The organism is Aerococcus sp. 1KP-2016 (assembly GCF_002252085.1).
Taxonomy (GTDB): Bacteria; Bacillota; Bacilli; order Lactobacillales; family Aerococcaceae; genus Aerococcus.
Window position 1 is genome coordinate 57,337 of the sequence record NZ_NEEY01000001.1, and the last position, 22,284, is coordinate 79,620.

27 protein-coding genes are annotated in these 22,284 nt (G+C 37.0%); 5 read left to right on the top strand and 22 right to left on the bottom strand.

Annotated features, from left to right (window positions below):
- Window positions 1–69: 69 nt before the first annotated feature.
- The 19 genes from B9P78_RS00300 to B9P78_RS00390 form a co-directional block, all read right to left on the bottom strand.
- Window positions 70–273, bottom strand: a complete 204-nt coding sequence (locus B9P78_RS00300) for a hypothetical protein (RefSeq protein WP_094517607.1) — start codon at window positions 271–273, stop codon at window positions 70–72.
- A 77-nt stretch (window positions 274–350) separates the two neighbouring features.
- Window positions 351–848, bottom strand: coding sequence for a hypothetical protein (locus tag B9P78_RS00305; protein ID WP_094517608.1), 498 nt, complete (start codon window positions 846–848; stop codon window positions 351–353).
- Window positions 849–850: 2 nt separating this feature from the next.
- Window positions 851–1,324, bottom strand: coding sequence for a hypothetical protein (locus B9P78_RS00310; protein ID WP_094517609.1), 474 nt, complete (start codon window positions 1,322–1,324; stop codon window positions 851–853).
- 2 nt (window positions 1,325–1,326) lie between these two features.
- Window positions 1,327–1,782, bottom strand: a complete 456-nt coding sequence (locus tag B9P78_RS00315; RefSeq protein WP_094517610.1) for a hypothetical protein — start codon at window positions 1,780–1,782, stop codon at window positions 1,327–1,329.
- Window positions 1,783–1,784: 2 nt separating this feature from the next.
- Complete coding sequence (locus B9P78_RS00320) at window positions 1,785–2,393, bottom strand: DUF1642 domain-containing protein (RefSeq protein ID WP_094517611.1); 609 nt, start codon at window positions 2,391–2,393, stop codon at window positions 1,785–1,787.
- A 397-nt stretch (window positions 2,394–2,790) separates the two neighbouring features.
- On the bottom strand, window positions 2,791–4,863 hold the full coding sequence (locus B9P78_RS00325) for a phage/plasmid primase, P4 family (RefSeq protein WP_094517612.1): 2,073 nt from the start codon (window positions 4,861–4,863) through the stop codon (window positions 2,791–2,793).
- A gap of 25 nt (window positions 4,864–4,888) precedes the next feature.
- Window positions 4,889–5,449, bottom strand: coding sequence for a hypothetical protein (locus B9P78_RS00330; RefSeq protein WP_094517613.1), 561 nt, complete (start codon window positions 5,447–5,449; stop codon window positions 4,889–4,891).
- Between the two features lie 20 nt (window positions 5,450–5,469).
- Window positions 5,470–6,345, bottom strand: coding sequence for an AAA family ATPase (locus B9P78_RS00335; protein WP_094517614.1), 876 nt, complete (start codon window positions 6,343–6,345; stop codon window positions 5,470–5,472).
- Window positions 6,346–6,361: 16 nt separating this feature from the next.
- Window positions 6,362–6,574: a hypothetical protein gene (locus B9P78_RS00340; RefSeq protein ID WP_094517615.1), complete on the bottom strand. Its 213-nt coding sequence runs from the start codon at window positions 6,572–6,574 to the stop codon at window positions 6,362–6,364.
- On the bottom strand, window positions 6,574–7,503 hold the full coding sequence (locus tag B9P78_RS00345; RefSeq protein ID WP_094517616.1) for a YqaJ viral recombinase family protein: 930 nt from the start codon (window positions 7,501–7,503) through the stop codon (window positions 6,574–6,576). The genes B9P78_RS00340 and B9P78_RS00345 overlap by 1 nt, the downstream gene beginning before the upstream one ends.
- Window positions 7,503–8,699 (bottom strand): DEAD/DEAH box helicase, encoded by a 1,197-nt coding sequence (locus B9P78_RS00350; protein WP_094517617.1) that lies wholly within the window; start codon window positions 8,697–8,699, stop codon window positions 7,503–7,505. The genes B9P78_RS00345 and B9P78_RS00350 overlap by 1 nt, the downstream gene beginning before the upstream one ends.
- Complete coding sequence (locus B9P78_RS00355) at window positions 8,689–8,976, bottom strand: VRR-NUC domain-containing protein (RefSeq protein WP_369824285.1); 288 nt, start codon at window positions 8,974–8,976, stop codon at window positions 8,689–8,691. Before B9P78_RS00355 ends, B9P78_RS00350 begins: the two co-directional genes overlap by 11 nt.
- A 21-nt stretch (window positions 8,977–8,997) precedes the next feature.
- Window positions 8,998–9,210 (bottom strand): hypothetical protein, encoded by a 213-nt coding sequence (locus tag B9P78_RS00360; protein ID WP_094517619.1) that lies wholly within the window; start codon window positions 9,208–9,210, stop codon window positions 8,998–9,000.
- The gene (locus B9P78_RS00365) at window positions 9,170–9,619 is read right to left on the bottom strand and encodes a helix-turn-helix transcriptional regulator (protein ID WP_158520561.1); all 450 of its coding nucleotides are present in this window, start codon (window positions 9,617–9,619) and stop codon (window positions 9,170–9,172) included. The genes B9P78_RS00360 and B9P78_RS00365 overlap by 41 nt, the downstream gene beginning before the upstream one ends.
- Window positions 9,600–9,794, bottom strand: coding sequence for a hypothetical protein (locus tag B9P78_RS00370; protein ID WP_094517621.1), 195 nt, complete (start codon window positions 9,792–9,794; stop codon window positions 9,600–9,602). The genes B9P78_RS00365 and B9P78_RS00370 overlap by 20 nt, the downstream gene beginning before the upstream one ends.
- 1 nt (window position 9,795) lies before the next feature.
- Window positions 9,796–10,365, bottom strand: coding sequence for an NUMOD4 domain-containing protein (locus B9P78_RS00375; protein WP_094517622.1), 570 nt, complete (start codon window positions 10,363–10,365; stop codon window positions 9,796–9,798).
- A 170-nt stretch (window positions 10,366–10,535) separates the two neighbouring features.
- Window positions 10,536–10,712 (bottom strand): hypothetical protein, encoded by a 177-nt coding sequence (locus tag B9P78_RS09775; protein ID WP_158520562.1) that lies wholly within the window; start codon window positions 10,710–10,712, stop codon window positions 10,536–10,538.
- A gap of 283 nt (window positions 10,713–10,995) precedes the next feature.
- A complete protein-coding gene (locus B9P78_RS00385; protein ID WP_094517624.1) occupies window positions 10,996–11,535 on the bottom strand; it encodes an HNH endonuclease signature motif containing protein in 540 nt (179 codons plus the stop codon).
- A gap of 3 nt (window positions 11,536–11,538) precedes the next feature.
- A complete protein-coding gene (locus B9P78_RS00390) occupies window positions 11,539–11,811 on the bottom strand; it encodes a helix-turn-helix transcriptional regulator (RefSeq protein WP_199445709.1) in 273 nt (90 codons plus the stop codon).
- 155 nt (window positions 11,812–11,966) lie between these two features.
- Between B9P78_RS00390 and B9P78_RS00395 the strand changes: the two genes are divergently transcribed.
- The 3 genes from B9P78_RS00395 to B9P78_RS00405 all read left to right on the top strand — a co-directional run bounded on the left by B9P78_RS00395 (window position 11,967) and on the right by B9P78_RS00405 (window position 14,576).
- Window positions 11,967–12,572, top strand: a complete 606-nt coding sequence (locus B9P78_RS00395; RefSeq protein WP_094517625.1) for a LexA family transcriptional regulator — start codon at window positions 11,967–11,969, stop codon at window positions 12,570–12,572.
- Between the two features lie 80 nt (window positions 12,573–12,652).
- Window positions 12,653–13,306 carry a DUF4352 domain-containing protein gene (locus B9P78_RS00400; protein WP_094517626.1) on the top strand — a complete coding sequence of 218 codons (654 nt, stop codon included), beginning with the start codon at window positions 12,653–12,655 and terminating at the stop codon, window positions 13,304–13,306.
- Window positions 13,307–13,430: 124 nt separating this feature from the next.
- Window positions 13,431–14,576: a site-specific integrase gene (locus B9P78_RS00405; protein ID WP_094517627.1), complete on the top strand. Its 1,146-nt coding sequence runs from the start codon at window positions 13,431–13,433 to the stop codon at window positions 14,574–14,576.
- 83 nt (window positions 14,577–14,659) lie between these two features.
- On the opposite strand, the gene rpmG is transcribed toward B9P78_RS00405, so the two are convergent.
- Together rpmG and B9P78_RS00415 are read right to left on the bottom strand one after the other, a co-directional pair.
- Window positions 14,660–14,812 (bottom strand): 50S ribosomal protein L33, encoded by a 153-nt coding sequence (gene rpmG, locus B9P78_RS00410; RefSeq protein WP_094517628.1) that lies wholly within the window; start codon window positions 14,810–14,812, stop codon window positions 14,660–14,662.
- Window positions 14,813–14,973: 161 nt separating this feature from the next.
- Complete coding sequence (locus B9P78_RS00415) at window positions 14,974–17,175, bottom strand: penicillin-binding protein 2 (protein WP_233487620.1); 2,202 nt, start codon at window positions 17,173–17,175, stop codon at window positions 14,974–14,976.
- A gap of 148 nt (window positions 17,176–17,323) precedes the next feature.
- Between B9P78_RS00415 and B9P78_RS00420 the strand changes: the two genes are divergently transcribed.
- A complete protein-coding gene (locus B9P78_RS00420; protein ID WP_094517629.1) occupies window positions 17,324–20,086 on the top strand; it encodes a YfhO family protein in 2,763 nt (920 codons plus the stop codon).
- Window positions 20,087–20,633: 547 nt separating this feature from the next.
- On the opposite strand, the gene B9P78_RS00425 is transcribed toward B9P78_RS00420, so the two are convergent.
- Window positions 20,634–21,239 (bottom strand): superoxide dismutase, encoded by a 606-nt coding sequence (locus tag B9P78_RS00425; protein WP_094517630.1) that lies wholly within the window; start codon window positions 21,237–21,239, stop codon window positions 20,634–20,636.
- A 231-nt stretch (window positions 21,240–21,470) separates the two neighbouring features.
- On the opposite strand from B9P78_RS00425, the gene B9P78_RS00430 reads away from it, so the two are divergent.
- Window positions 21,471–22,259, top strand: a complete 789-nt coding sequence (locus B9P78_RS00430) for a DUF1189 family protein (protein WP_094517631.1) — start codon at window positions 21,471–21,473, stop codon at window positions 22,257–22,259.
- The last annotated feature ends 25 nt before the right edge of the window (window positions 22,260–22,284 follow it).

Genomic DNA, 22,284 nt, shown 5'->3' on the forward strand with positions numbered 1-22,284 from the left:
CTGCCAATTACGATCATTCCTGTGAGACCTGTTAGGATGATGATTAGGGATAATAGGTAGGTCATTCGGTTATCTCCATTGTTTTTGTTTGAAATCTAATTCGACTGGTGAAAGTTGAATACCATATTTTTCTTTCATAACAACGACTTCATTTCTAATTTCGTCTAACACTTGTTGGTCTTGCTTTCTTTCGGTGTCAGAAGTATAGGTTTTGTTTTGGGTATACGATTCTAAAGCGTGTTTAATAATTTGGGCTTTCTTGTAATACTTCATTCGTCTACCTCCAATTCAGCAATACGATCTAATAACGTTTGCTTTTCGTTTTTTTTCAATGTTAGATGTCCACATAGTTAGTCCTCCTTGGCTAAAGAAAGTCTAGCCTCGTAAAATTCTTCCTCTGTAATTTCTTCTAATTGATTAGCATATTCTCTTTCAGTCCATGGTGCGTTTGATTCAAAGTACACTATCCAGTCATCGTTTTGGAATTGGTTTTGCTTTTGACTTCTGCTATTTCTTAGGAAACCATAAGCGAATAAGATTGTCCTGATATCCATGTAATCATCTAACCCAAGCTCTTTTAGTTTCCCTTCGTATGCAGCGTTCAAAACTTTACCTGCTTTGTTGCTCAGTTTCACTTCGCCATTTTGTTTAAACAACTTTTTGTTTTCATCTTTTAATAAGCTGACATCCACCCTTAATTTAGGTGACATGTATATGTCTTTTAACTCTGGTTCTCCTAAAATTTCACTAACAAAGTCAATCATGGTATCCCAGTCTTTGTTCTGCTGCTCGTTCTTTTTAAGTGCTTTATGAAAATCGCTGTTTTCAATTGTTTTAAAATATTTCATAGTTAGTCCTCCACTCCGAAAATGTATTTCTTGATACGTTCTTCACCGACTGTTGAAATAGCTTGTTGGGCTTTTTCTTCGCTTTCAAAGTAGATACCGCCTTGTGTTTGTTTCTTGTACCAATATGCAGTGCTAACATTTTCGTTATCTGTCAGAATAATATTGCGGTTAGGTTTACCGTATTTAAAAGGTCTACTATACTTCCGTAACTCCGCTTCGACTTTTAGTTTTTCCACTGCAAATTCTGCTTGGTCTTTTGTGCGGAAAATGTTACCAATCTTTTGGCGGTTTATATCAAGATAATGTTTTTTGTAAAATGCACTGAACATACCGCCCTCGTCATCTATAAACCAGTACAAGTCACCATCTTGTGGAAACTCCTGTTCCTGCTGCACTTCCGCTTTCAATGCTTTAAGCCTCTCGTTAAATTCTGCTTCTAAAGCCTCAATTCTTTCTATTCTTTCTTGGATGTTCATAGTTAGTCCTCCACTCCGAAAATGTATTTCTTGATACGTTCTTCACCGACTGTTGAAATAGCTTGTTGGGCTTTTTCTTCGCTTTCAAAGTAGATACCGCCTTGTGAGCGACAAACATTTTTATACACAACCTCAATGTAATTATTGTCAGTATAGAAGAAAATATAATAGTTAAATTTCCCATTTTCAAACGGTCTACTGTACTTCCGAAGTTCAGCTTCGACTTTTAGTTTTTCAACTGCAAATTCAGCTTGTTCTTCGGTACGGAATACGTTGCCGATTGACAATCGACCTTGGTCATACTCGCTGTTATACCATTTCATACTCAATACCTCTGCATCATCATCAATATACCAACAATCATCGTATTTCTGTGGAAACTCCTGCTCCTTTTTAGATAGTTCTTCCAATTCAGCGATACGTTGTTTCAACGCTTTTAGTTCTTCCTGTAAATTCATTGTTAGTCCTCCACCGCAAACGCCCATAGTCGTTCGTCTAAGTTTTTGATTTCTTTTTCTGTGAATTGTTGTTTTACATCGTCGTGTTTGCCTGAAAACCAAACATAATGTCCGGCAGAAAAAGTTAAGTATCGTTGTGTTGTGGGCTCATAAATCCGATACAGTTTTTCGTCTTCCTCAACTTCATATCCGTTTACGATTGCACTTAGTAATTTCTTTTGACTTCCCTTGCCGTGATTAACCCAATTTTCGACTTTCAGGTCTAAATCATCAGCTTGCCAATAGCCATACAAAACGCTAATAGCCTCAAAGACACCTGTAGCAGTAACCTTCTCTTCAATCCACTTTGCAACATATGCTGGCACTTTTACCTTCTCGCTAGCAAAACTCCCTTGCTCGTATCCTGCACGTTCGCCGTCTTCGTAGATACTGTCGATTATGGATTGTGGGATATCATCAGCAGTTAACTCATCACGCTTGACATAATCACTTTCTAATAGCTCTTTTGCTTCATCGCTGTTAATAAGCACAGCGGACGGAATCCCACGATCACTACGGCTGATTTCTTCTAAGCGGTTGATTAAGTCGTCTAGGAATTTGTTTTTAGTCATTGTTTTTCCTCCTAAAATTAAAGTGTCCTACTTTGTGTCCAAGTAGTGTCCTACTTTGTGTACCACTTTTATAAAAAGCAGCCTTGATATATCAACAAGTGTCCTAGTTGTCCTACTTTTTAGGTGTCATACTTTTATATTTATATATATTTATTTATTTAATAATTAATTTTCTTTTTTTATTAAAATAAAAGAAAAAAGTAGTACAAGTAGTACATACCCTTATGTATCAAGGGTTTTAAAAAACTAAAGTAGGACAGAAAGTAGGACACTTTTCTAAAAAGTAGGACAGAAAGTAGGACACTTTTCTACCCTTCTTCTTTTACGTAATACCAAAATCGTTTACCAAATTTTTGAATTTTTTTATGCTCATATCCAAGTTCTTTCAATCTTTGCGTTAGCTAGTTTTACTAAATGGCTTCACGCCAATTCCACCGCAAAAATCTTTGTAATCTCTATAAATGCCATTATCTGGAACATTTGGGTCAATACCCACCTCATCTTCAAAAGCTAGAATAGAATCAGATTCTAAAATATAACTTTTCACGTTCGCGTCAATTGTTTCAGAAGTTGATATTTGCCCACCGTTATTTTTGATTCTAGTCAATCCAGCAAGTGCTAGGTTTAATAAATACTGCTTAGCGCCTTCTGTACTCAACTTCTCATCTATACTAAAATCAGCTTCTTTTACGACATTGTCACAAGGGATAATAATCAAACGTCTTGCAATCCCACCTGACTTGTCTTTGAAAGTTGGCATGTCGTTGGCCGTGAAGATTAATGTTGCTTTGTTCTTCATTCGGTATGGTGTAGCGTAAATTGGTCTAACTGTTAAAGTATTTCCTGAAGCCAATATTTTAAAATTTGAGCTGCTCTCTAAATAGTTTGCATCAATATCATCACCGATATTTACTAGGTTGCCTTCAAGCTCTACTACAGATGTCGGATCGTTAAAGTTTTCTAAACTGATGTTTGTACCTAAATCACCCACAAAACTATTCAGCATTTCCAAGAATGTAGACTTGCCATTCGCACCCTTCTCGCCAATAAAAAAGAAAACTTTGTGTGGAAATCCTTTTGACATTAGGATGTGACCCATCATATCTTCTACTACAGTTCTTAAATCCTTTCTGTCACAAGTTAAGAAGTCCAAGAAGTTATCTACATCTGCGTCATGTGCAGCAGGTTCATGTTCAACATCTAAATAATATGGCGTGAAAGTATCTACACTTCCTTCAAGTACTCGCTCACCTTCAATGTGGAAATTATTCTTTAACTGAATTGGAAAGTACTCTTCTTCAATTAGTTCAGCACGTTTCATAAATTGGTTCATTAACTCATTATCTTGCGAATGCTTTAATTCAATATATTGATCAATAGCTCTAAGTAACTTGTTATTGTCACTCAACCAATGATTACCATCTTTAAAATATAAGTTGTTGTTAAAAAGTTTAATATCCAATCGCTCTACTAAATATTTAGATGTAGCGATGATGTCTGACTTATCCAAAGTCGCTACATTGTTCTTACCCATGAATTTTTGGGAAAAAGTATAGTTTGTGTGAAATTCGTGTAAAGGTGTTTTAAGCGCTTCTTTTAATTTAACTTGATTATTCTTAGCCCACTCTTCGTTTCCTAGTGCTAACTTTTCACTAAACAAGTAAGCATCTGGGTACGATATTTCACCCAACAACGCTGCTCTCGCAATAACCCAAATCGCAGACAAGGCGTGTTCATAATCTTGTAAATTTTCTTTATCTTCATCTAAATAACGATCAAAAGCTTCTACTGCTTCTTCGTGCTTGATTGGTGCAACTTTCTTAGCTATGGCAGGTGTTTCTTTCTTCACTTCTTCTTTTTTGAACGTCACTTGACTCGTGTCCAACACATTATCGAAATTTATTTCAATGTACTCAGTGCCACCAAAGAATAATCTTGAGCTATCTTTATTGGCTTTATCGGCATTTGGAAACTTATCCATCAGCCATCTGTACATCATTTCAACTTGTTTGTTGTTTGTCATCGGCTTGTCTAAGAAAAATACTAATCTGAACCTATGCCAATCATCCGTGTGACTAAAAGTGCTATATAAGAAACTTGCGTTTTTTTGAACAAATTTATTTTGAAAAATTTCAGCAACGCTAGAATAGTTGCTACCTTCAGTTTTAAATTTTTTGGCTTTACCCTTTTCATCTTTAATTAGGTTTCCATTATCATCAAATCTTGTTTCACTGTTATCAAAATCTAAAGCAACAATTTGCTGGCTAGCCATGTTTTCTTTTTTACGTTCGCCATTCATCATTGCTAGAACCATTGTTTGCCCATTCGCACCCACCATTTCAGCCAACTCCTGTGGTGTCACAGAAGTTGCGAAATCTGAAATAGTATTGTTAATTTGAGGTACTTGCGCAGGTTCTGGCTTTCTTTTAAATGGTCTGTTATGTACCAGTAAGTTGTATGTCTGTGCCATTAATTACCCTGCTTTCTAGAATTATTTAGAACGGAATGTCTTCGTCCGATACCTCAATTTGATTACCAGCGCCAAAAGGATCGTCAGCATATTTTGCGAACACGTAGTTAGTGTAAGTTTTTGTTTTCGCTTTATTTTGAGATTTTGATACCTCTAAAATAAATTGACTACCTTTTGCTTCTTGGTCGTTAAATGCTTGACCCAATGAAATCATATCTTCCCAGTCGTCTTCCTCAAGTGTTACACCAGTCGCAAACGCTAATTGAGAGATATATTTGATATTGGTTGTTAATAAGTTAGGGTATTTTTCATAAAGTTTGTATGGATTACCTTTTTCATCTTTTGCTACAAAATCAGGATCTAAGTTAATATTGATAAATTCGTGTTGCCCTACGTTGTCGCCTGCAATCACTTCGCAATCTAGTGCGATACATTCATAACCGCTATCGTATACGTGGAATTTAATCGAATTAAGTACTACATCGAATTCACCTTCAGGAAGACCTTGTGCTTCTTGTTGCGATGCGTTGTCTGTTTGAGGGTTGAAGTTTTCTAAAGTTTGGTTTGCTAAATCTTTTAATGACATATTTTTTATCTCCTTTTAAATTAAACTTGTGGACGTGGACGGTTACGGACAACACCTTGTGTGTTATTTGTCGGTGCAGGCGCGTTGATTGGTTCTGGTGTTGGTTCAGGTTCTTTTGTCGCCTCAGGTGCTACCTCAACAACTTTTTCTTCGATTTCTTGGTCTAATTTCTTAACAATTTCATCTTGTTTCGCTTTATCAACTTTGCGTGTTTTTTCAAAAGCATTTGTAACTGTGTCTAGAATAGTTAAGATGCGTTGGTCAGCAATCTGATCGCGTTGGTAGTTTTTACGTTTTTCTTTTGCAATTCGAATATAGTTTTTACCGACTTTTTTAGCTTGAATCATGTAGTCGCAATTTCCATTAACAATATTGACGTGCTTTGTTTTCAGTGAAGGAATTTCATAAGTTACGTTATTCTCTTCTCGTGTAGAAATACGGCTAACATATACAACATTGATAGGTAGTGCTTTTAACTCAATCACCAGTTGTTGGAAGATATTGCTAAAGGCTGCATAACCTTTTCCATATCCAATATCACCGATTGTTTCAACACCCTCACGGTCACAGATATATTGCTCAATCATGACAACAATGTCATCAATTACATCTAGTACTACTGTTTCATAAGTGTGTTTTGTTGTTTGCAACTCGGTAATAATTTCATCAAATTGGTCAACTACAGAACGCTCAATCTTTCCAGACTTGCCTCGAATGTTACGAAGTTGAACGCTTGGATATGGATTTGCAGAAGCATTACCGTCTGTATCTAGAAACAATGGATTAGGAAACTCACTTGCTAGATATGATTTTCCGTTCATGGTTGCACCGTAAATGAAGAAATTCTTAGGTGTATCAACTGTTTTTTGTGGTTTGTTTGGTGGTAAAATACTCATTTAAATAATTCCTTTCTTAAAAGCCGTTTTCCAATACAGATTTACTATTTGTAAATTCTTCTTCAATTGTTACTTCGTAATATTTGCCATAGTCTTTATGATTCTTGGTTTCAATTTGGCTCTTAATTACTTCGCCTTTTGTTTCGTTTTTTACAGTTTCAACCAAGTTGTTAGCTTCAACTTCTTGGCTAGCGAAATATTTATTAACGGTCTTTAGATTTACTTTCATTATTTAACCTCCTTGGGTTCTGAAATCTTTACGTATCCTTTTTTCTCGGACTCAACAACATACGCTGCATACAAATCAGGATGCTCTTCTTTAAATTTCTTGCTATCAAAACGGCTTTGCTTACTTGGCAACACTCGAGTGATCATGATAAAAGGTGCTTCGATTTTTTTGATATCATCTTGTGTCATAACTTCATACAGCTTTTCTTTAATTTCTTTCTCACGTTCCTCAAACGCCTTAACCTGCGCTTTCCTTTCTAATAATTGAGGCGCTATCGATTTCAATTCCATTAATTGTGCTTCTAGCTCACTTCCAAATGAGAAATATTCTGTTTCGGTCATCTCTGGATTGTCTTTCAAGAATTCACATCTAATCCAAAATGTTTCGATTGCAGACTGAATTTTATTAATCAACTCATCATCACGCTCAATTTCTTTGATGACTAAACGGCTTGCATCAAATTCAGTATCAAAATCAGAAGGTCTTTCATATAGTGCCAACCAACCTGCATCGCAACCGATTTGAGCCATGTAAAGTTGCATTTGCACTTCGTAAACTCGTTGGTCGTAGTTTTTACCGTGCGTTTTTATTTCTAGTAAAATATTAAATTCTTTATCAATGCCATCAACATTGCTGCGAATTGCTTTTTCTTCGTCAATATATGTATCAACTACGAAGTTCATATTATTTTTGGCATTAATGTACTCTCTTATCTGTGGTTCTAGTTGGTTACCAAAGACAATATAAGGATTACTTACATACTCACGTTTTTTTAGTCCAGTTTTTTCAAGTGCTAACTCGTACTGGTTCTTATATTTACTAAGCCCTAAAATTACTGGCACGTCTGAACCACCAACATAAATGTTTCGGTTCTCAGTGACATTTGTGTCTTGCTTTTGAAGTCCGAAACCTTTAAATTCTTCTGTCATCATTTCACTCCCAACTTTGTTTCAAGATAAAGTTTTTTGTCAAAGTCTTGTTTGTTGGCCAAAGCACCCCAAACATTTTCTTCAATTGTTTCACTGGTACTGAATTTAAAAACAGTTACTTTTTTATTTTGTCCATTTCTATGAGTACGCCCTAAAGACTGAGCATAATCTTGAAAGCTGAATGTAGGCGTGTAATAAACTACGATATTCGCATACTGCAGTTCTATCCCAGCGCTACCTGCCATGTATTGCACCAAAGTCACACTGTTCTTAAGTTCGCCCCAATCAATCTTGTGTGGGATTTGTTGACGTTTCCCATTCACTTCGAAAACTGTTTTATCTTTTGCGATTTCTTTGATTGCATCAAGTTCTGAATTGTAATTGTAGAAGATTACGATATTGTTATCCGTGCCTTCAAAAAGCATTTGCAGATAAGCTAACTTCTCATCTGTATTTGCGTGTTCTCTAAGTCCGTGTGTTAGACTCGATGGATTGTCATACGCTTTGTCATTTAACACACGATCTTTAGCGATAATCTTGTATTCTTTTGATGCTTTGAATTTGATTGTTCTAAAGATAATTGGTGGCAGGTCTAGCACATCATCTTTCTTGATACTTACAGCAATTGACTTGTACCAGCTAAGTAACTTTCCTTGATCTTTATAATCAATAACTTGGTTAATCATTCTTTGGCCAAAAAACTTCTGTTCCCAAATTCCGTACTGTTTATTGAATTGGGTTTTGTTTTGAACAAATCCAAACATTATAAAGTAATTGATCATGTCTCCAATATCATTGCTCGCAGGTGTACCACTTAATAGAAGGAAGTTACTCGACAACTTCGTCAATTGATACGCTGCTTTCCCGCGCTGGCTGGTAGGATTCTTGACATAGTGGCATTCATCAAACACAACATAGTAGCTTTTGTATAACTTCCAATTCTTTGAAAGAACACCATAACTCAACATTTTGTAATCAATTTCAATGCCATAAGTTTTTGAAACTAAGTCTATCTCTGTATCCCAACCACCTTCTTTAATCTTTGCAGGTGGTGCAACTATCAATAGTGGTTCACCTTTGTTAAATTTTAAATAGTGATGAATAGCCATCATTGTCTTACCTGTACCCACATCACTCGCTATCAAGAAATTAGGTTTCGAATTATCAACAATTTTCTTTTGAAAGTCATATAACATTGAATCTTGATAATTCTGATTTGACTTCGTCAATTGACTTGGCAACAAAGGCAACACCTCCAGCATTCTGTATTTTTTTGATTTGAAATTTCTGTAGTTCCGAAACAACTCCACCACTTGGTTTCTTGACCTCTATAGCTACAAAGTACCCATTAACACAAGCTAATATGTCAGGTGTCCCTGCAGGTACTGAACCACCCAAAGTCTTAATCCAATAAGCACCTAAATTGTCTAGATACCGCTTTATTTGTGTTTCTACTCGTTTTTCTGGAAGCATTATATGTTATAATCTCCTTAACTAAAGTTTTACTTTTTCAGACTCTGTTGACGCAGGGTCTTTTTCTATGTCTTGAATCACAATGTTGTATCGTTTGCCGTTGTAGATTGCAAAATGACTTTTGAAATCTTCATATCCAAAGCTATCTACAACTACTTCATCGGAACCTTGATATTTAGTGCCAGTTAAGATTTTAAAAGCCTGTAGGATGCGTTCCTGTTCCTTTATGTTCAATGTTTCCACCACCTTCCAATAATTCTTCTATAGTAATGTCAAACCCTTTCGCAATCTTTAAGACTGTTTCTTCAGCGACAAAACTTCCTTCGCCGTTTAAAATTTTAGTAAGCCCTGAGCTTGATACACCGCTCAATTGATGTAGGTGGTATTTCGTCATATCGTGCGCTCTGAGCAGTTCTGCGAGTCGTATCGATAAATCACACTCGATACCCGAATCTTCTATTTCAAAGGCTACTCTCGTACCCCACGGGCGTTTGCCATCCGCTACATATCTGCTAGCTCTAGTCATCCAAGTAAATTGCCTTTGATCAATTTCTAATCTTTCTAAAAGTTCTCTTTTGGTTCCTAAGTCGATGAAATTATCGCCTGCGTAAACTGCGTACTCTCTAAAGAATCTCTGCTTCATAACTTTCACTGCCGTAATCTTTATAGAATTCGGGGTCATATTTGACCGTTTCGATGGCGTCTTCGGCGCTACGTGCTGGTACGGTGTGTGTTGTAGTTACATAGACTTTGTAATCGAGATCACGTTCTTCATCTGGATAAAACTGCTGTTCATTTTTGTCGTAATAAAAGTCCATATTACAAACTCCCTCCTCTCAGCCATGACCAAGCTTTGTCGTGTTTGATACGGTAAATGGTTGAAGTGTGTACACTATATTTTTCAGCCAATTCCTTAACTGTTACACCTTCATTTAACAAATCTCTAATGTCTAACACATTCTCATTAGAAAGTTTATTAGTTGGGTTTTTCGTTCCTTTTGGAACTTCCCAAAGACCTTTTTTTATAGCGTGTTCCATGTTTTCTTTAGAAGTTACCCATTCTAAATTTTTTAAGTCGTTATTGTGCTTATTCCCATCAATATGATTTACCTGTGGCTTATTATTAATATTTGGTATAAAAGCTTTAGCTACTAATCTATGAATCTTGTTCTTTTTTCTTTTATCGTTTTTACATAAACTAACCCATAAATATCCATTATAATTTTGGTGCGGTTTTAGTATTTTACCTTCTCTGAATCTAACAAGTCCGTTCTTGCATGTTTCTGTTCTGTCATTAGATTTCACTCGACCATAACTACTTATTTGGTATAGATTTTCATATCCTTCAATTGGTTTCCAAATCTCGTCAAAATCGTATGTTCCTTCCATTGTTTCACCACCTTCAACTGTAATTCCTCGCCTTTATTTCAAAGAATCTTCTTACCATCACTTCTTCAACTTCCGCATGCTTAACTAACAAACTTGCATCTTTTAAACGTTCTAAATTCCCAGTCTGAATATACTTTTCTAATTTCACCTTCGCTTGCTCTGCGTACTGCTTACTCGTCAATCTCATAATCGTCGGCTCTAAACATTTTCCAGAATCCTAAGATTGCGATTAACAACCAACCTAAAGCCCAAAAGATATCTTTATCGAATTCGGTTGTCATCAGTATCATCAGTGCTGCGATTGCTGTGATGATTGACCAGCCTGCGATTTTCGTGTCTTGTGTCATGTTGTCATCTCCTGTATTTGTTTTCTTCTTTCCACACTAAGAATTTTAGGAAAGTGTCATAGTTTACTAATGTAATACTATGTCCAGGCTTTAAAACACCTTTTTGAAATTGTGGAAGGTTTTCCATTTCTGTTGTGTATTTTTTGATCGTCGCAAGTGATAAACCGACGAATAATTCTGTAAGTGATATTTGTCTGTACCAGATACCTGTGTCTACTTTTTCTTTAATTTCTATTTGCAATTTGATCACCAACTTCAATTAAAGGTAGGATATTTTCATCTTTTAACAATTCGCCCACCGTTTTCCTTGTTTGATTTTATAAATAGCCGACTTAGATACACCAAACTTATTTGCAAGTGTTTCTACTTTTTTGGTACTTTTTCTAATTGTAAGAACGTTTTCTTTTGTGAGTTTAGCCATTGTATTCTTTTCTCCCACTTGATCTTTTGGTTCCCTTAGACCTGTTTCGAAAGCGTGTATAGCATTTTCGCTAGTAGTAACCCACTCTAAGTTATTGACACAGTTATTTGTTTTATCCCCATCGATATGATTAACTTCAGGCTTGTTGTGAGGGTTTGGAATAAATGTTTCAGCAACTAGTCGGTGAACAGCTACCCCTGTCTGGACTCCACCCTTCAATAATCCAACGTATAAATATCCTTTTCCTCGCACTTGAGGCTTTAACACCTTCATTTTTCTTAGTTTGCCAGCTCTATCTAAATATGAAGGACTCACGACCGTTCCTGCTGTTGATACACAATAATAATTATCGTATTGTTCTTTGTTATTAATGACTTTGAAACCTAATTCTAGTTCGTTCATTTTTTATACCTCCTCTAAACTTTTCTCTTTAGGAAATCCCGTTTTATGCAACTTTTTTTCGAAAAAAATTTCGGCACCTTCTTGCGGAGTCATCTCTAACACCGTGTATAAAGCTTGAATAGTTGGATAAGATGGACCATGAGTACCATTAGCTACATTACTAATGGTGGATTGATTTAGCGTTATCCCCTTATCTTTAGCTTCTTTTTCAAGTGATTTATAAGTGTGCCCTTTAGATCTAATAAGGCCTTTCAATTTATCTCCATTCACTAACATGTCATTACCTCCTTTCTTTAACTTGATTTAAGTATATCCCGTTTTATGCAACTTTGCAAGCATAAAATGCAACTTTTATATTTTTTTGTCAAAGTTTTGTTGCACAAAAAGAAACCCTACTATATAATAGAAGATATACAGGAGGTGAGAAAAAAATGAGTTTTGGAGAGAGATTACAGCACGCCAGAGAAATAAGTGGACTAACATTAGATGAAGTGGCTAGAAAAGTAGGTAAGTCAAAAAGTACTGTACAGAGATATGAAAGCGGACAAGTTAGCAAATTAGACAATGAGATAATAGGTAACTTGGCTGATGCTGTTAATGTATCGCCTATATATTTAATGGGGTGGACAAATGTCGCCGAATTACCTATAACAGTCACTAGAATTCCTTTGCTTGGAACAATAGCACTTGGTGACCCAATCACCGCTGAACAGAATGTGGATGAATATAAACAACGTATATCTGAAGATTTACCAAAAGGAGATTTATTTTATCTTAAATGTAAGGGAGATTCAATGAGCCCTCTTATACAAGATGGTGCTTTAGCATTATGTCGAGTACAAGATGATGTTGAAAATGGTGAAATCGCTGCTGTTTTAGTCAACGGTGACACGGAAGCTACCTTAAAAAGAGTTAAGAAGATTGGTAGCGAAATATTATTACAACCTGAAAATAATGATTACGAACCTATCATCATAAATAAAAACAACCCAGCTCGTATTATTGGCAAGGTTGTCGAAGTAAGTTTTAAATTATAGTTTAAAGCCCTACCAGTCAGTTAGATTGGTAGGACGTTTATTGGTTAAATAAAATATATCATATATTGGAGGATTTTAATATGAAGAAATTACTTTTATTGGGTATGTCAGCATTTGTTTTGGTAGCTTGTGGAAACGGTTCAAGTGAAACCGCTGCAAATACTGAATCAAGCGAAGCGCAACCATCTACCGAGCAAATAGACTCAACTAAAAATGACTCATCAAAAGAAGAAGGGGCAACTGATAGCAATCAAGGAAAACGTTCTAACCCTTACACGCTCGCTGATACATTTGAAATGGATGTACAATATTCTGATCCCGATTCTGATGATTACACACCAATTGATGGCCGTATTAAAATCACTTTCAACAATGTAATAACTGGACAAGAAGCTCAAGACTTCCTAACGTCTGAAAATGAGTTTAATGACCAAGCACCAGAAGGGTTCCAATGGTTGGTGTTTGATACAAGTGTAGAATTACTTGAAGGTTCAGAAGACGTACCTTTTAATCTTTTCTTAACTGAACAAATCTACGACGCTGACGGTTCAAGTGTGGATAATTCAGAACATATGGCATTCAGCAACAATCAATTAAGTGACCAATCAATCTTCCCTGGAGCTACTGCTCAAGGTAATATCGTGTTACTAGTACCAGAAGATACAACTGGCGCGCTAATGGAAATGTCTTATCTAGGTGGCGGCGACACAGTCTATATTGATTTATCAGAGTAAGAATAAAAAACACCCCACTCTCTACTTTGGCCGGTCGAAGAGTGAGGCAATCTGAAGTTTAACAAAATGCACTATGTGTGCTTTTTGTGTACCTATATTTTAGCACGAAAGGAGTTGAAAATCCATGTGGATGGAAGAATTGGAAAACGGGAAATTTAAATACACAGAATCATATACAGACCCTTACACCGAAAAACGCAAGTATAAGTCCGTCACTTTGACAAGTAAGTCCAAACAAGCTGAAAGAAAGGCTAGGCAGATACTTGACGATAAAATTGTCACTGTTTTAAATACTAAAAAAGGCACATCTATGCCTTTGAATCAACTCATGGCAGAATGGTACCCACTGCACCTTAAAACGCTTAGAAATGGTAGTATTCGAACACACAACGCAATTAAATCTAAAATAGAAGAAACTATTGATATGGATATTTTAGTCAATAATCTAGATAGTAGATATTTGCAAAACTGGGTTAATGGTTTGGAAAATTATTCTTATGGGTATACTAAATCCGTAAAAAATATGCTAGGTCAATTGCTGAAGTACGCAGTGGATATGTCGATAATCGAATACTCACCGATGGAAAACGTAAAACTTGTGAAGCAACCTCAAACGCTAGATGATCTAAATAAGATTGGTGCTAAGTATTTTGAAAAAGAACAAGCGGAAGCAATCATCAGCTACTTAAATCAGCATAAGAAAACTGGTAGACTTTCAAGACTTGCTGAGTTTATGTATCTAACCGGTTGCCGAATTGGTGAAGCGATTATCTTAAAAGAATCGGACTTTGATTTTAATCGAAAAACCGTTAAGCTGCACGGTACAATTGATACTAATAACGGGTATAAACACGCAACCAAAGGCTTGCCAAAGACATCAAAATCTTATCGTGAGATTGGTCTAACAGATAGATGTGTGGATTTAGTCAAACAAAGAATTATGGAAATGAAATTAGATAGCCTTGAAAGTGGCAATCAAGACGGCTATATTTTTTCAACGGCAAGCGGAACACCAATCCAAGTGACATCCTTCAATAATTCACTAAAACGCGCAGGCGCTAAATTAGGATATCCAAATAGCGAAAGTTTCTCATCTCATTATTTTAGACATACCCACGTATCACTACTTGCTGAAAATAACGTACCTTTGAAAGCTATCATGGAGCGTGTGGGACACTCTGACAGCAAGATGACTACTGAGATATATACCCACGTAACCAAGAAAATGGAATCGAATATCACGGATAAGCTAGAAAACTTAGGCTTGTAACTGCTACTTTTATGCTACTTTAACAGAAGAATTAAAATAAAAAACCGCTAAAACCTTAGAGGCTCAACGGTTTGAATACGTAGTTATTTAACTTCACGGAACAAGCAAACTTTACGTAATTTTGGACTATATTTTTTTACTTCTAAACGGTCTGGATTGTTACGACGGTTTTTTTCTGTTAAGTAAACACGTTCACCTTTTAGTTCAGTGTTTTCTAAAATAATATTCACACGCATGCGATACCCCTCCAATACAATAAAATTATTAACTGATATACAGTAACCATACTTGAGTATTGTATCATAATCTATATACATATGCCAAGTATTTTTTACCTTACTCGTAAATACAATAAATCAGAAGGCTGGAAGAAAATATCAGCCTTCTGATTCATGACTTAATCTGCTATCGCTTGTTGATATTCATCAATATTATAGTACAAACCTAATACAGCAGGCGCAATTGCTTGTGCTGAGGTAGCAATACCCGGTTTTGTATTTGGAATAACGATGGAAACGGCTATTTCTGGATTATCATAAGGCGCCCAACCTGCCCAAGTAGAATTTTCATAAACATCATCTATTGTGGCTGTACCTGATTTACCAGCTACTTCAATTGGGAATCCGTTGAAAATATTGTAACCCAAACCTTCGCTTGTATTCACAACTGACCAAATACCTTCGCGAACTTCTTGTAATTCTTCATCTGTTAGTGACACATGATTTAATACTGTCGGTTCATATTCATACACCACAGCACCCTCAGTTGTATCTTCAGCAGGCGCTAAGACTTTATCCAAGACGTGCATCGCATAACGTGTACCACCATTGGCCATGGTTGAAATGTATTGGTTCAATTGGATTGGTGTATAGGTATCAAACTGACCAAAAGCCAAGTCAAGTGCATTACCAGGCTGAGCAGTTTTCCCACCATTAATACCAGTTGATTCATTTTCCAAATCAATACCAGTTGAAACCCCTAAACCGAATTCAGCAAAGTGAGACCGGATTTGTTTATAAATAGCATCTGTATCAAGACCAGCTAAGTCCATATTTGGTTCATAGTAGTTGATACCACCTAAGGCCATGGCAATCTTAATCATATAGATGTTTGAAGACAAGGCTAAGGCTTGTTTATCTGTCAACTCTCTTGGTGCTGAATCATTATTCGATGTAAACCACCAAGAACCTTTTACTGGTGTTCCAGAGAAGTATAGTGGTTCATCGGTTTTCACATTATCAGAACCTACTTCGAGTAAACCTGTCGCATATCCAGTTGCAATCGTTGCCCCTTTGACAACAGACCCTGAAATAAATGAAGAGTTGATCGTACCAAGGGCATCATCAATAATTTCGCCGTCATCTGTTTTTCGTTTTCCAACCAAGGCGTATACTTCACCCGTTTGAGGATCCGAAGCAACAATATAAATTTGATTGTTGGCTGGATCACTTGCAGATTCAAGATATTGGGTTGCATATTCTTCAAGCTCTGCTTGATATTCAGAATCAATGGATAGTTGAATGGTATTACCCATCTCACCTTCATAAGTTTGTTCTGTTCGAAGAATATCCCCATCTTGGCTGACTTCTGTTTCATAAGTCGTTTTCGAACCACGCAATAAATCTTCATATTCTAATTCTAAATATGAGGTCCCTACACGGTCATTCAAGGCATAGCCTTTAGCCAAGTAGTAAGATTGTAAATCACTAGGAATACCCTCTTCAGTACTTGTCACACCACCTAATAATGAACGTAGCAGTGAATCAAGTGGATAAGTTCGTTTCCAATCCATCGTCACATTCACACCTGGTAATTCTTTGGCATGTTCTGCAACCACTGCCGTTTCTTCAGTTGTCACTTCTTCATTTTTAATAAAGACAGTGGATAAGGCAGATGCTGCATTCATTTTGGCAAAGATAACAGCTGCTTCTTTTTGTTGATTCGATAATCCATTGATATCTTCATCCGTTACATATGATAACTGAATACTATAAATCTCATCATCCGCAGCGGCTAATTCTTCTTCCGTCAATCGATCATTGATTAAATCAGTGTTGGCAGCGACAAAGTAATCTTGTAAATCGCGCTCAGACACATCTTCAATCGATACCGCAATATAATTTGCTAATGCATTGGCTGTAGCTACCATATCTTCACCCGACACTTGTTGGCCGCGCGTATAAGAAATAGCTTGTAATGGTTCGTTATCCACCATTACCACGCCATTGGCATCGATAATAAGCCCACGTGGTACCGATTCCTCAACTATCGTTGTTTCTGTCGCATTGACTAAATCAGAGAACATATCCCCTTGAACCAATTGCAGATAACCTAATCGTAAAATTAATACCGCAAATAAGACAAAGATGGCAATCATCATCACATTTAATCGGCTTAAAAAGGGACCCCAAATGGGTGCGCGTCTTTTTGGTTGATTATCGTCATACCCCGACTTTTCTATCTTTTCTTCAGTTTTTTTGTGAAGTTTTTGTTTGTTTTGATCATGTTGACCCAACTTATCACCTACTTTCAATAAAACACTTACTGTTGCCAAAAATTCCCAATAATTTTGGACAATGTAATCTATTATATTATACACAAAAACCCCTGTATACATGTATGGAAATTATTAAGATTCTTTTGAAAATGCATACATACATTTAGTTTTTGTAAATTTGTGCTTTGGTAAGCCGCCACGAATTATAAATATGATATGCTAATAGCAATTCAAAAAAGGAGTACGTGTCATGACGCAACTATTTCAAGCACTACAAAAAATATGTCAAAAACACCCACTCAAATCAGCAATGATTGGCTTATTCTTAGCCGTCTTTGTCTTGATGGGCACCTTCTTTGCCGTGGGATTACAAATTGCGCCCTTTGGCAACGGCACCATACTAACTGTCGATTTGGGCCAACAATATGTTGATTTTTACCAATACTACCGCGACGTCTTTTATGGGAATTGGGACCAACTATTCTATTCCTTCACCAAAGCTACCGGTGGTGAGATGGTCGGCACCTGGTCATACTACCTCATGTCGCCCTATCTCCTATTACTCTTAATCTTTCCGCAATCTTGGTTATCCTTTGCCGTAGCCCTGATTGTCGTCCTAAAATTAGCTACTGGCGCTGCTGCCTTCCAGTACATGTTAGGTAGACTATATAATGAAGTGACCTGGCAATCACTCACCTTTTCCTTTGCTTATGCCTTCATCGGCTACCTATCCGCCAACCAATTAAACGTCATGTGGTTAGACGGTGTCATTTTCCTGCCCTTCCTTATCTGGGGATTAGAGAAAATCATGCGGGGTCAAGCAGGTTGGACCTATGCCTTTTGGTTAGCTACCATTTTAATTTCCAACTATTATATCGGCTATATGATCTGTATCTTCGTCGTCCTATTTTATGCTTATCGATTCGTTGCACATAGCAAAAAGGACTTACATGAACCAGAAATGGCCGCAACTTTAAACGATAGTTTAGCTACACCAAGTCAGTTTGCGCCCAGCTATTTCACCACAATCAAACGCTATCTGACAACTACCACCGCTAAATTTGCAGGTTGGTCTCTGGCTGGGGGTGGTTTATCCGCCTTTCTATTGTTGCCAACATTTTATGCTTTGGCGACATCCAAAGGTGCACAATCGTCACCAGCACTCGAATTAAAAGCCGATTATCCCATCTATGATATTGTTTCTAAATTTGTGCTCGGTCCCTTTAATTTCGATCAGATGCCGGACGGCTTACCAAATGTATTTATCGGTAGCCTCCCATTAATCATGGCCATCCTTTTCTTCTTTTATAAGAAAATTGCACTAAGTGAACGATTAGCAGCCTTGGCAGTGACTGTGATTTTATTACTATCAATGAATATATCGGCCTTTAATCTAGTTTGGCATGGTTTCCAATATCCCATCTGGTACCCATACCGTTTTTCATTCGTATTTTCATTTTTCCTATTGTATATAGGCTATCAGGTATACAGACTAAAACCAACTTTATCAATGAAAGCAGCCCTCTCACTGCTACTTGTATTTGCCACTGCGTGCGGCTATCTCTTATACCGAATCGATGAGTTCGATTATATTTCAGCCACAACTGTCATTATTACCTTTATCCTATTTGTCGGCATTGCGGCGCTACTGATTATGGCTGCTGACTTCGATAAATTGATATATGCGCTCTTGTTGGTGATTACAGCCAGTGAAGTATTTGCCAATTCAGTCATCACAATTGCTAGCATTTCCTACTTGAAAGAGGACGATTTTGCTACTTACATTAGTGAAACAAAGCCCTTAGTGTCGTCCTATAGCCCTCGCGAAAATGAATTCTATCGTATGACCAAGACCTTCCAGCGTACCAAAAATGATGCCATGCAATTGGGTTACTACGACTTGAATCATTTCAACTCGACGTTGGAACGAAACACCACACAGTTGTTCAAGCAACTTGGTTTTCCGATGAGTGATGGTTTCACAAACTATACGACGGGTACCCTATTAACAGATGCCTTATTTGGGGTAAAATACTACTTTTCACTCACACCATTTGCATCTGACCAAGGGAATTTGTCCGACCGTGTGACGTCACACCGCGCTGACCTCGGCCTATATGATGTGGCTGAAGTTACTAATCAAATGTTGGTTTATGAAAATCCCAACGCCCTATCTCTAGGCTATATGGTGGATCAAGCCATTACTGAGGTTGATGCGTCCGATGTCAACCCCATTTACCTGCAAGATGAATTGCTGAATGTTTTATTGGGGCAAGGGCCTACAGATGGCGTATCGCTCGATCAATTTGAGATTGCTAATTTCGCCAGTATTGATCTCTTCCATGTGACTTCTCAAGATGAATCTATGGTCAATACGGCCTATACCCGCGATGATTCAGGGGAGGATTCCTTCATTGATATTCACATTAATATGAAGTCCAACCAGTCCTACTATATTACCGTGCCGTCTTATTTGGATGATGAGGAAGTAAAATACTTCCTTGATGGTGAGGAGCTAGATTACGATACTTCTTATCAATCCATCCAAGTATTCAATATTGCGAGTGATGACCAAAATACCGAGAAAATATTTACGATTCAATTGTTAGATGATGACACAACACTGTCTGATGTCAACCTCTATACCCTTGATCCGGCAACGATTAAAACCATGTCTACAAACCTTTCAGCAGGCAATTTACAACTAGACAGCTTTGATAATACAAGTTTCTCGGGAAGCGTAACGGTTGATGATCCAAGTAAATACTTGATGTTAACCATTCCATACGCTAAAGGTTGGCATGCAAGTATCAACGGCGAACCAGTTGACACTGTTGAACTACTTGATGGTGGCTTTATGGGTATTCAATTCCCTGAGGCTGGAACTTATGACGTTTCCTTTTACTATCTACCAGAAGGACTTGTACTAGGCACTATCATTACTATAGCCACAGGTGCTGTCCTAATTGTTATCTATATCTATGGTAAAAAGAAAAAATCAGCTAACGCATAAAAACAATTAATATGATAAAGGGGTTGGAACAAAAGGCCTCTAAAAAGGCGTACACAATTCTTAAAAAGACTTGTGTACGCCTTTTACTTTGAAAAAATTCTTATAAATTTTGATTGAAATATATCAGAGAAAGCATTGTCCCGTACTTGTTTAGAAAACAGCGATTCTCGAATGGGACTGTCATTCGAGAATTTTTTGGTTTTTATATCGAATAAATGGCTATGGTATAAAAAAAAGATTATTTTATTGAATAGAACCCCCATTCTAGATAGCTTTTATGCCTTGTACTGAATGAACCGTCATTCAGTAAGAAACATCATTTTTTTATCGAATGAAATTTCATTCGATACAATTTCGCGTTTTTGTCTCGAACCGCGCATTATTCAGGAATGATATCGTTCACGATACAGCAAACGAGGTTGGCATCAATTTGTCCTAACCTCCGTCTCTTTTTTTAATAGTCAACTATAGAGTTGATATCACTTAGTTAAATAAAAAAGAAGGTGAGCGTCATGCCCACCTTCTATTAGCTTACACTGAAAGATGATTATTTAGCAGCGTCAAAACGTTCTGCTACAACATCCCAGTTAACGATATTCCAGAATGCAGCGATGTAGTCTGGACGTACGTTTTTATATTTCAAGTAGTATGCATGTTCCCATACATCGATACCTAATAATGGCGTTTGACCTTCCATTAATGGTGAATCTTGGTTTGGTGTTGAAGTGATAGCAACTTCACCGTTGTCAGCAACTAGCCATGCCCAACCTGAACCAAAACGACCAGTAGCAGCAGTTTTGAATGCTTCTTGGAATTCAGCAAATGAACCGAATTTAGCATCGATAGCTTCTTTTAATGCGCCTGTAGGTTCTCCACCTGCATTAGCAGCAAATTGTTCCCAGAATAAAGTATGGTTAGCGTGTCCACCAACATTGTTACGAACAGCAGTTTTTTTGTCTTCTGGAACTGAATCAAAGTTTGCTAAAATTTCTTCAGCAGATTTGTCAGCTAATTCAGTACCTTCTAATGCAGCGTTAGCATTAGTCACGTAAGTGTTATGATGTTTGTCATGATGTAAGTGCATTGTTTCTTCATCAAAGTAAGGTTCTAGAGCATCATAAGCGTATGGTAATTCTGGTAATTCAAAAGCCATTAAAAATTCCTCCTTAGAAATTAAGTTTTTTGTTGTAAGTTCATCATATCAATCCTTGTGTTAAATATCAAAAAATATTGCTTATTAAATTCTCATTTTTTAATAAATTGCTTACAGCTTGAACACCCAGGCATATTTTTACATTAAACTTTGTTATAATAGAAGTTAGTATGAGAAATCACCATTTCTCCACAAAACGACTCCTTCGAGTTTACAGAAAAGAGCGAATGTATGAAAGAAACCAACCTACTCGTCATCTTATATGATGCCATCGTAAATTATCCAAAAACCATCCGTGTCATCGCCTACTCTTATAAGCGCATGTTCGCCTATACCTTGCTGTTGGTCTCCCTAGCCTCCATCCCAAACTTCTTGGACACTCTTCAAGTATTTGACCTATTAGCAAGCAATGGGCAATCAGTAGCCAATCAAATTCCAGCCTATGAAATAGCAGATGGCAAAATGACAGCATCCGGCACAGAGCCATTCATATTCAAAACGGATTTAATGACCTATGCTTATGACCCTGACAACCAAATAACAACTGATCAAGTCACGTCTGGTAACGGCAGTCTAATAACCTTAGAAAACAACACCGACAACGTTACACTGACTATCATGGGACAAGCCATGGCCTTTACCTACGATCAATTGGCTGATTCAGCGAGCAGCGAAGGCTTAAAAGAAATCGTAATCGCCATGTCGACATTAAGCCTAGCTTACTATCCACTTGTATTCATCATGGTAGTACTAGGAAATCTATTCAATATTTTACTAGCAGCAATCATGATTGCCATCATTATTGGTTTACTTCCAGATGCCATTCGCTTACGTTTGAAATTTAAAATGCGTCTACATCTAGCAATCGTAGCCATCACCATGCCCCTAATCGTGATAACAGTATGTAATTTATTTGGCCTATATGCCATTTACCAATTAGAATTGATGTACCTCTTCGCCTTAGTGCGCATCTGGCAACTACTGAAAAAAGTACAAGTCATCAAAATACCAAAAGATTAAACATCAAAGAGGCTGGGACAAAAAA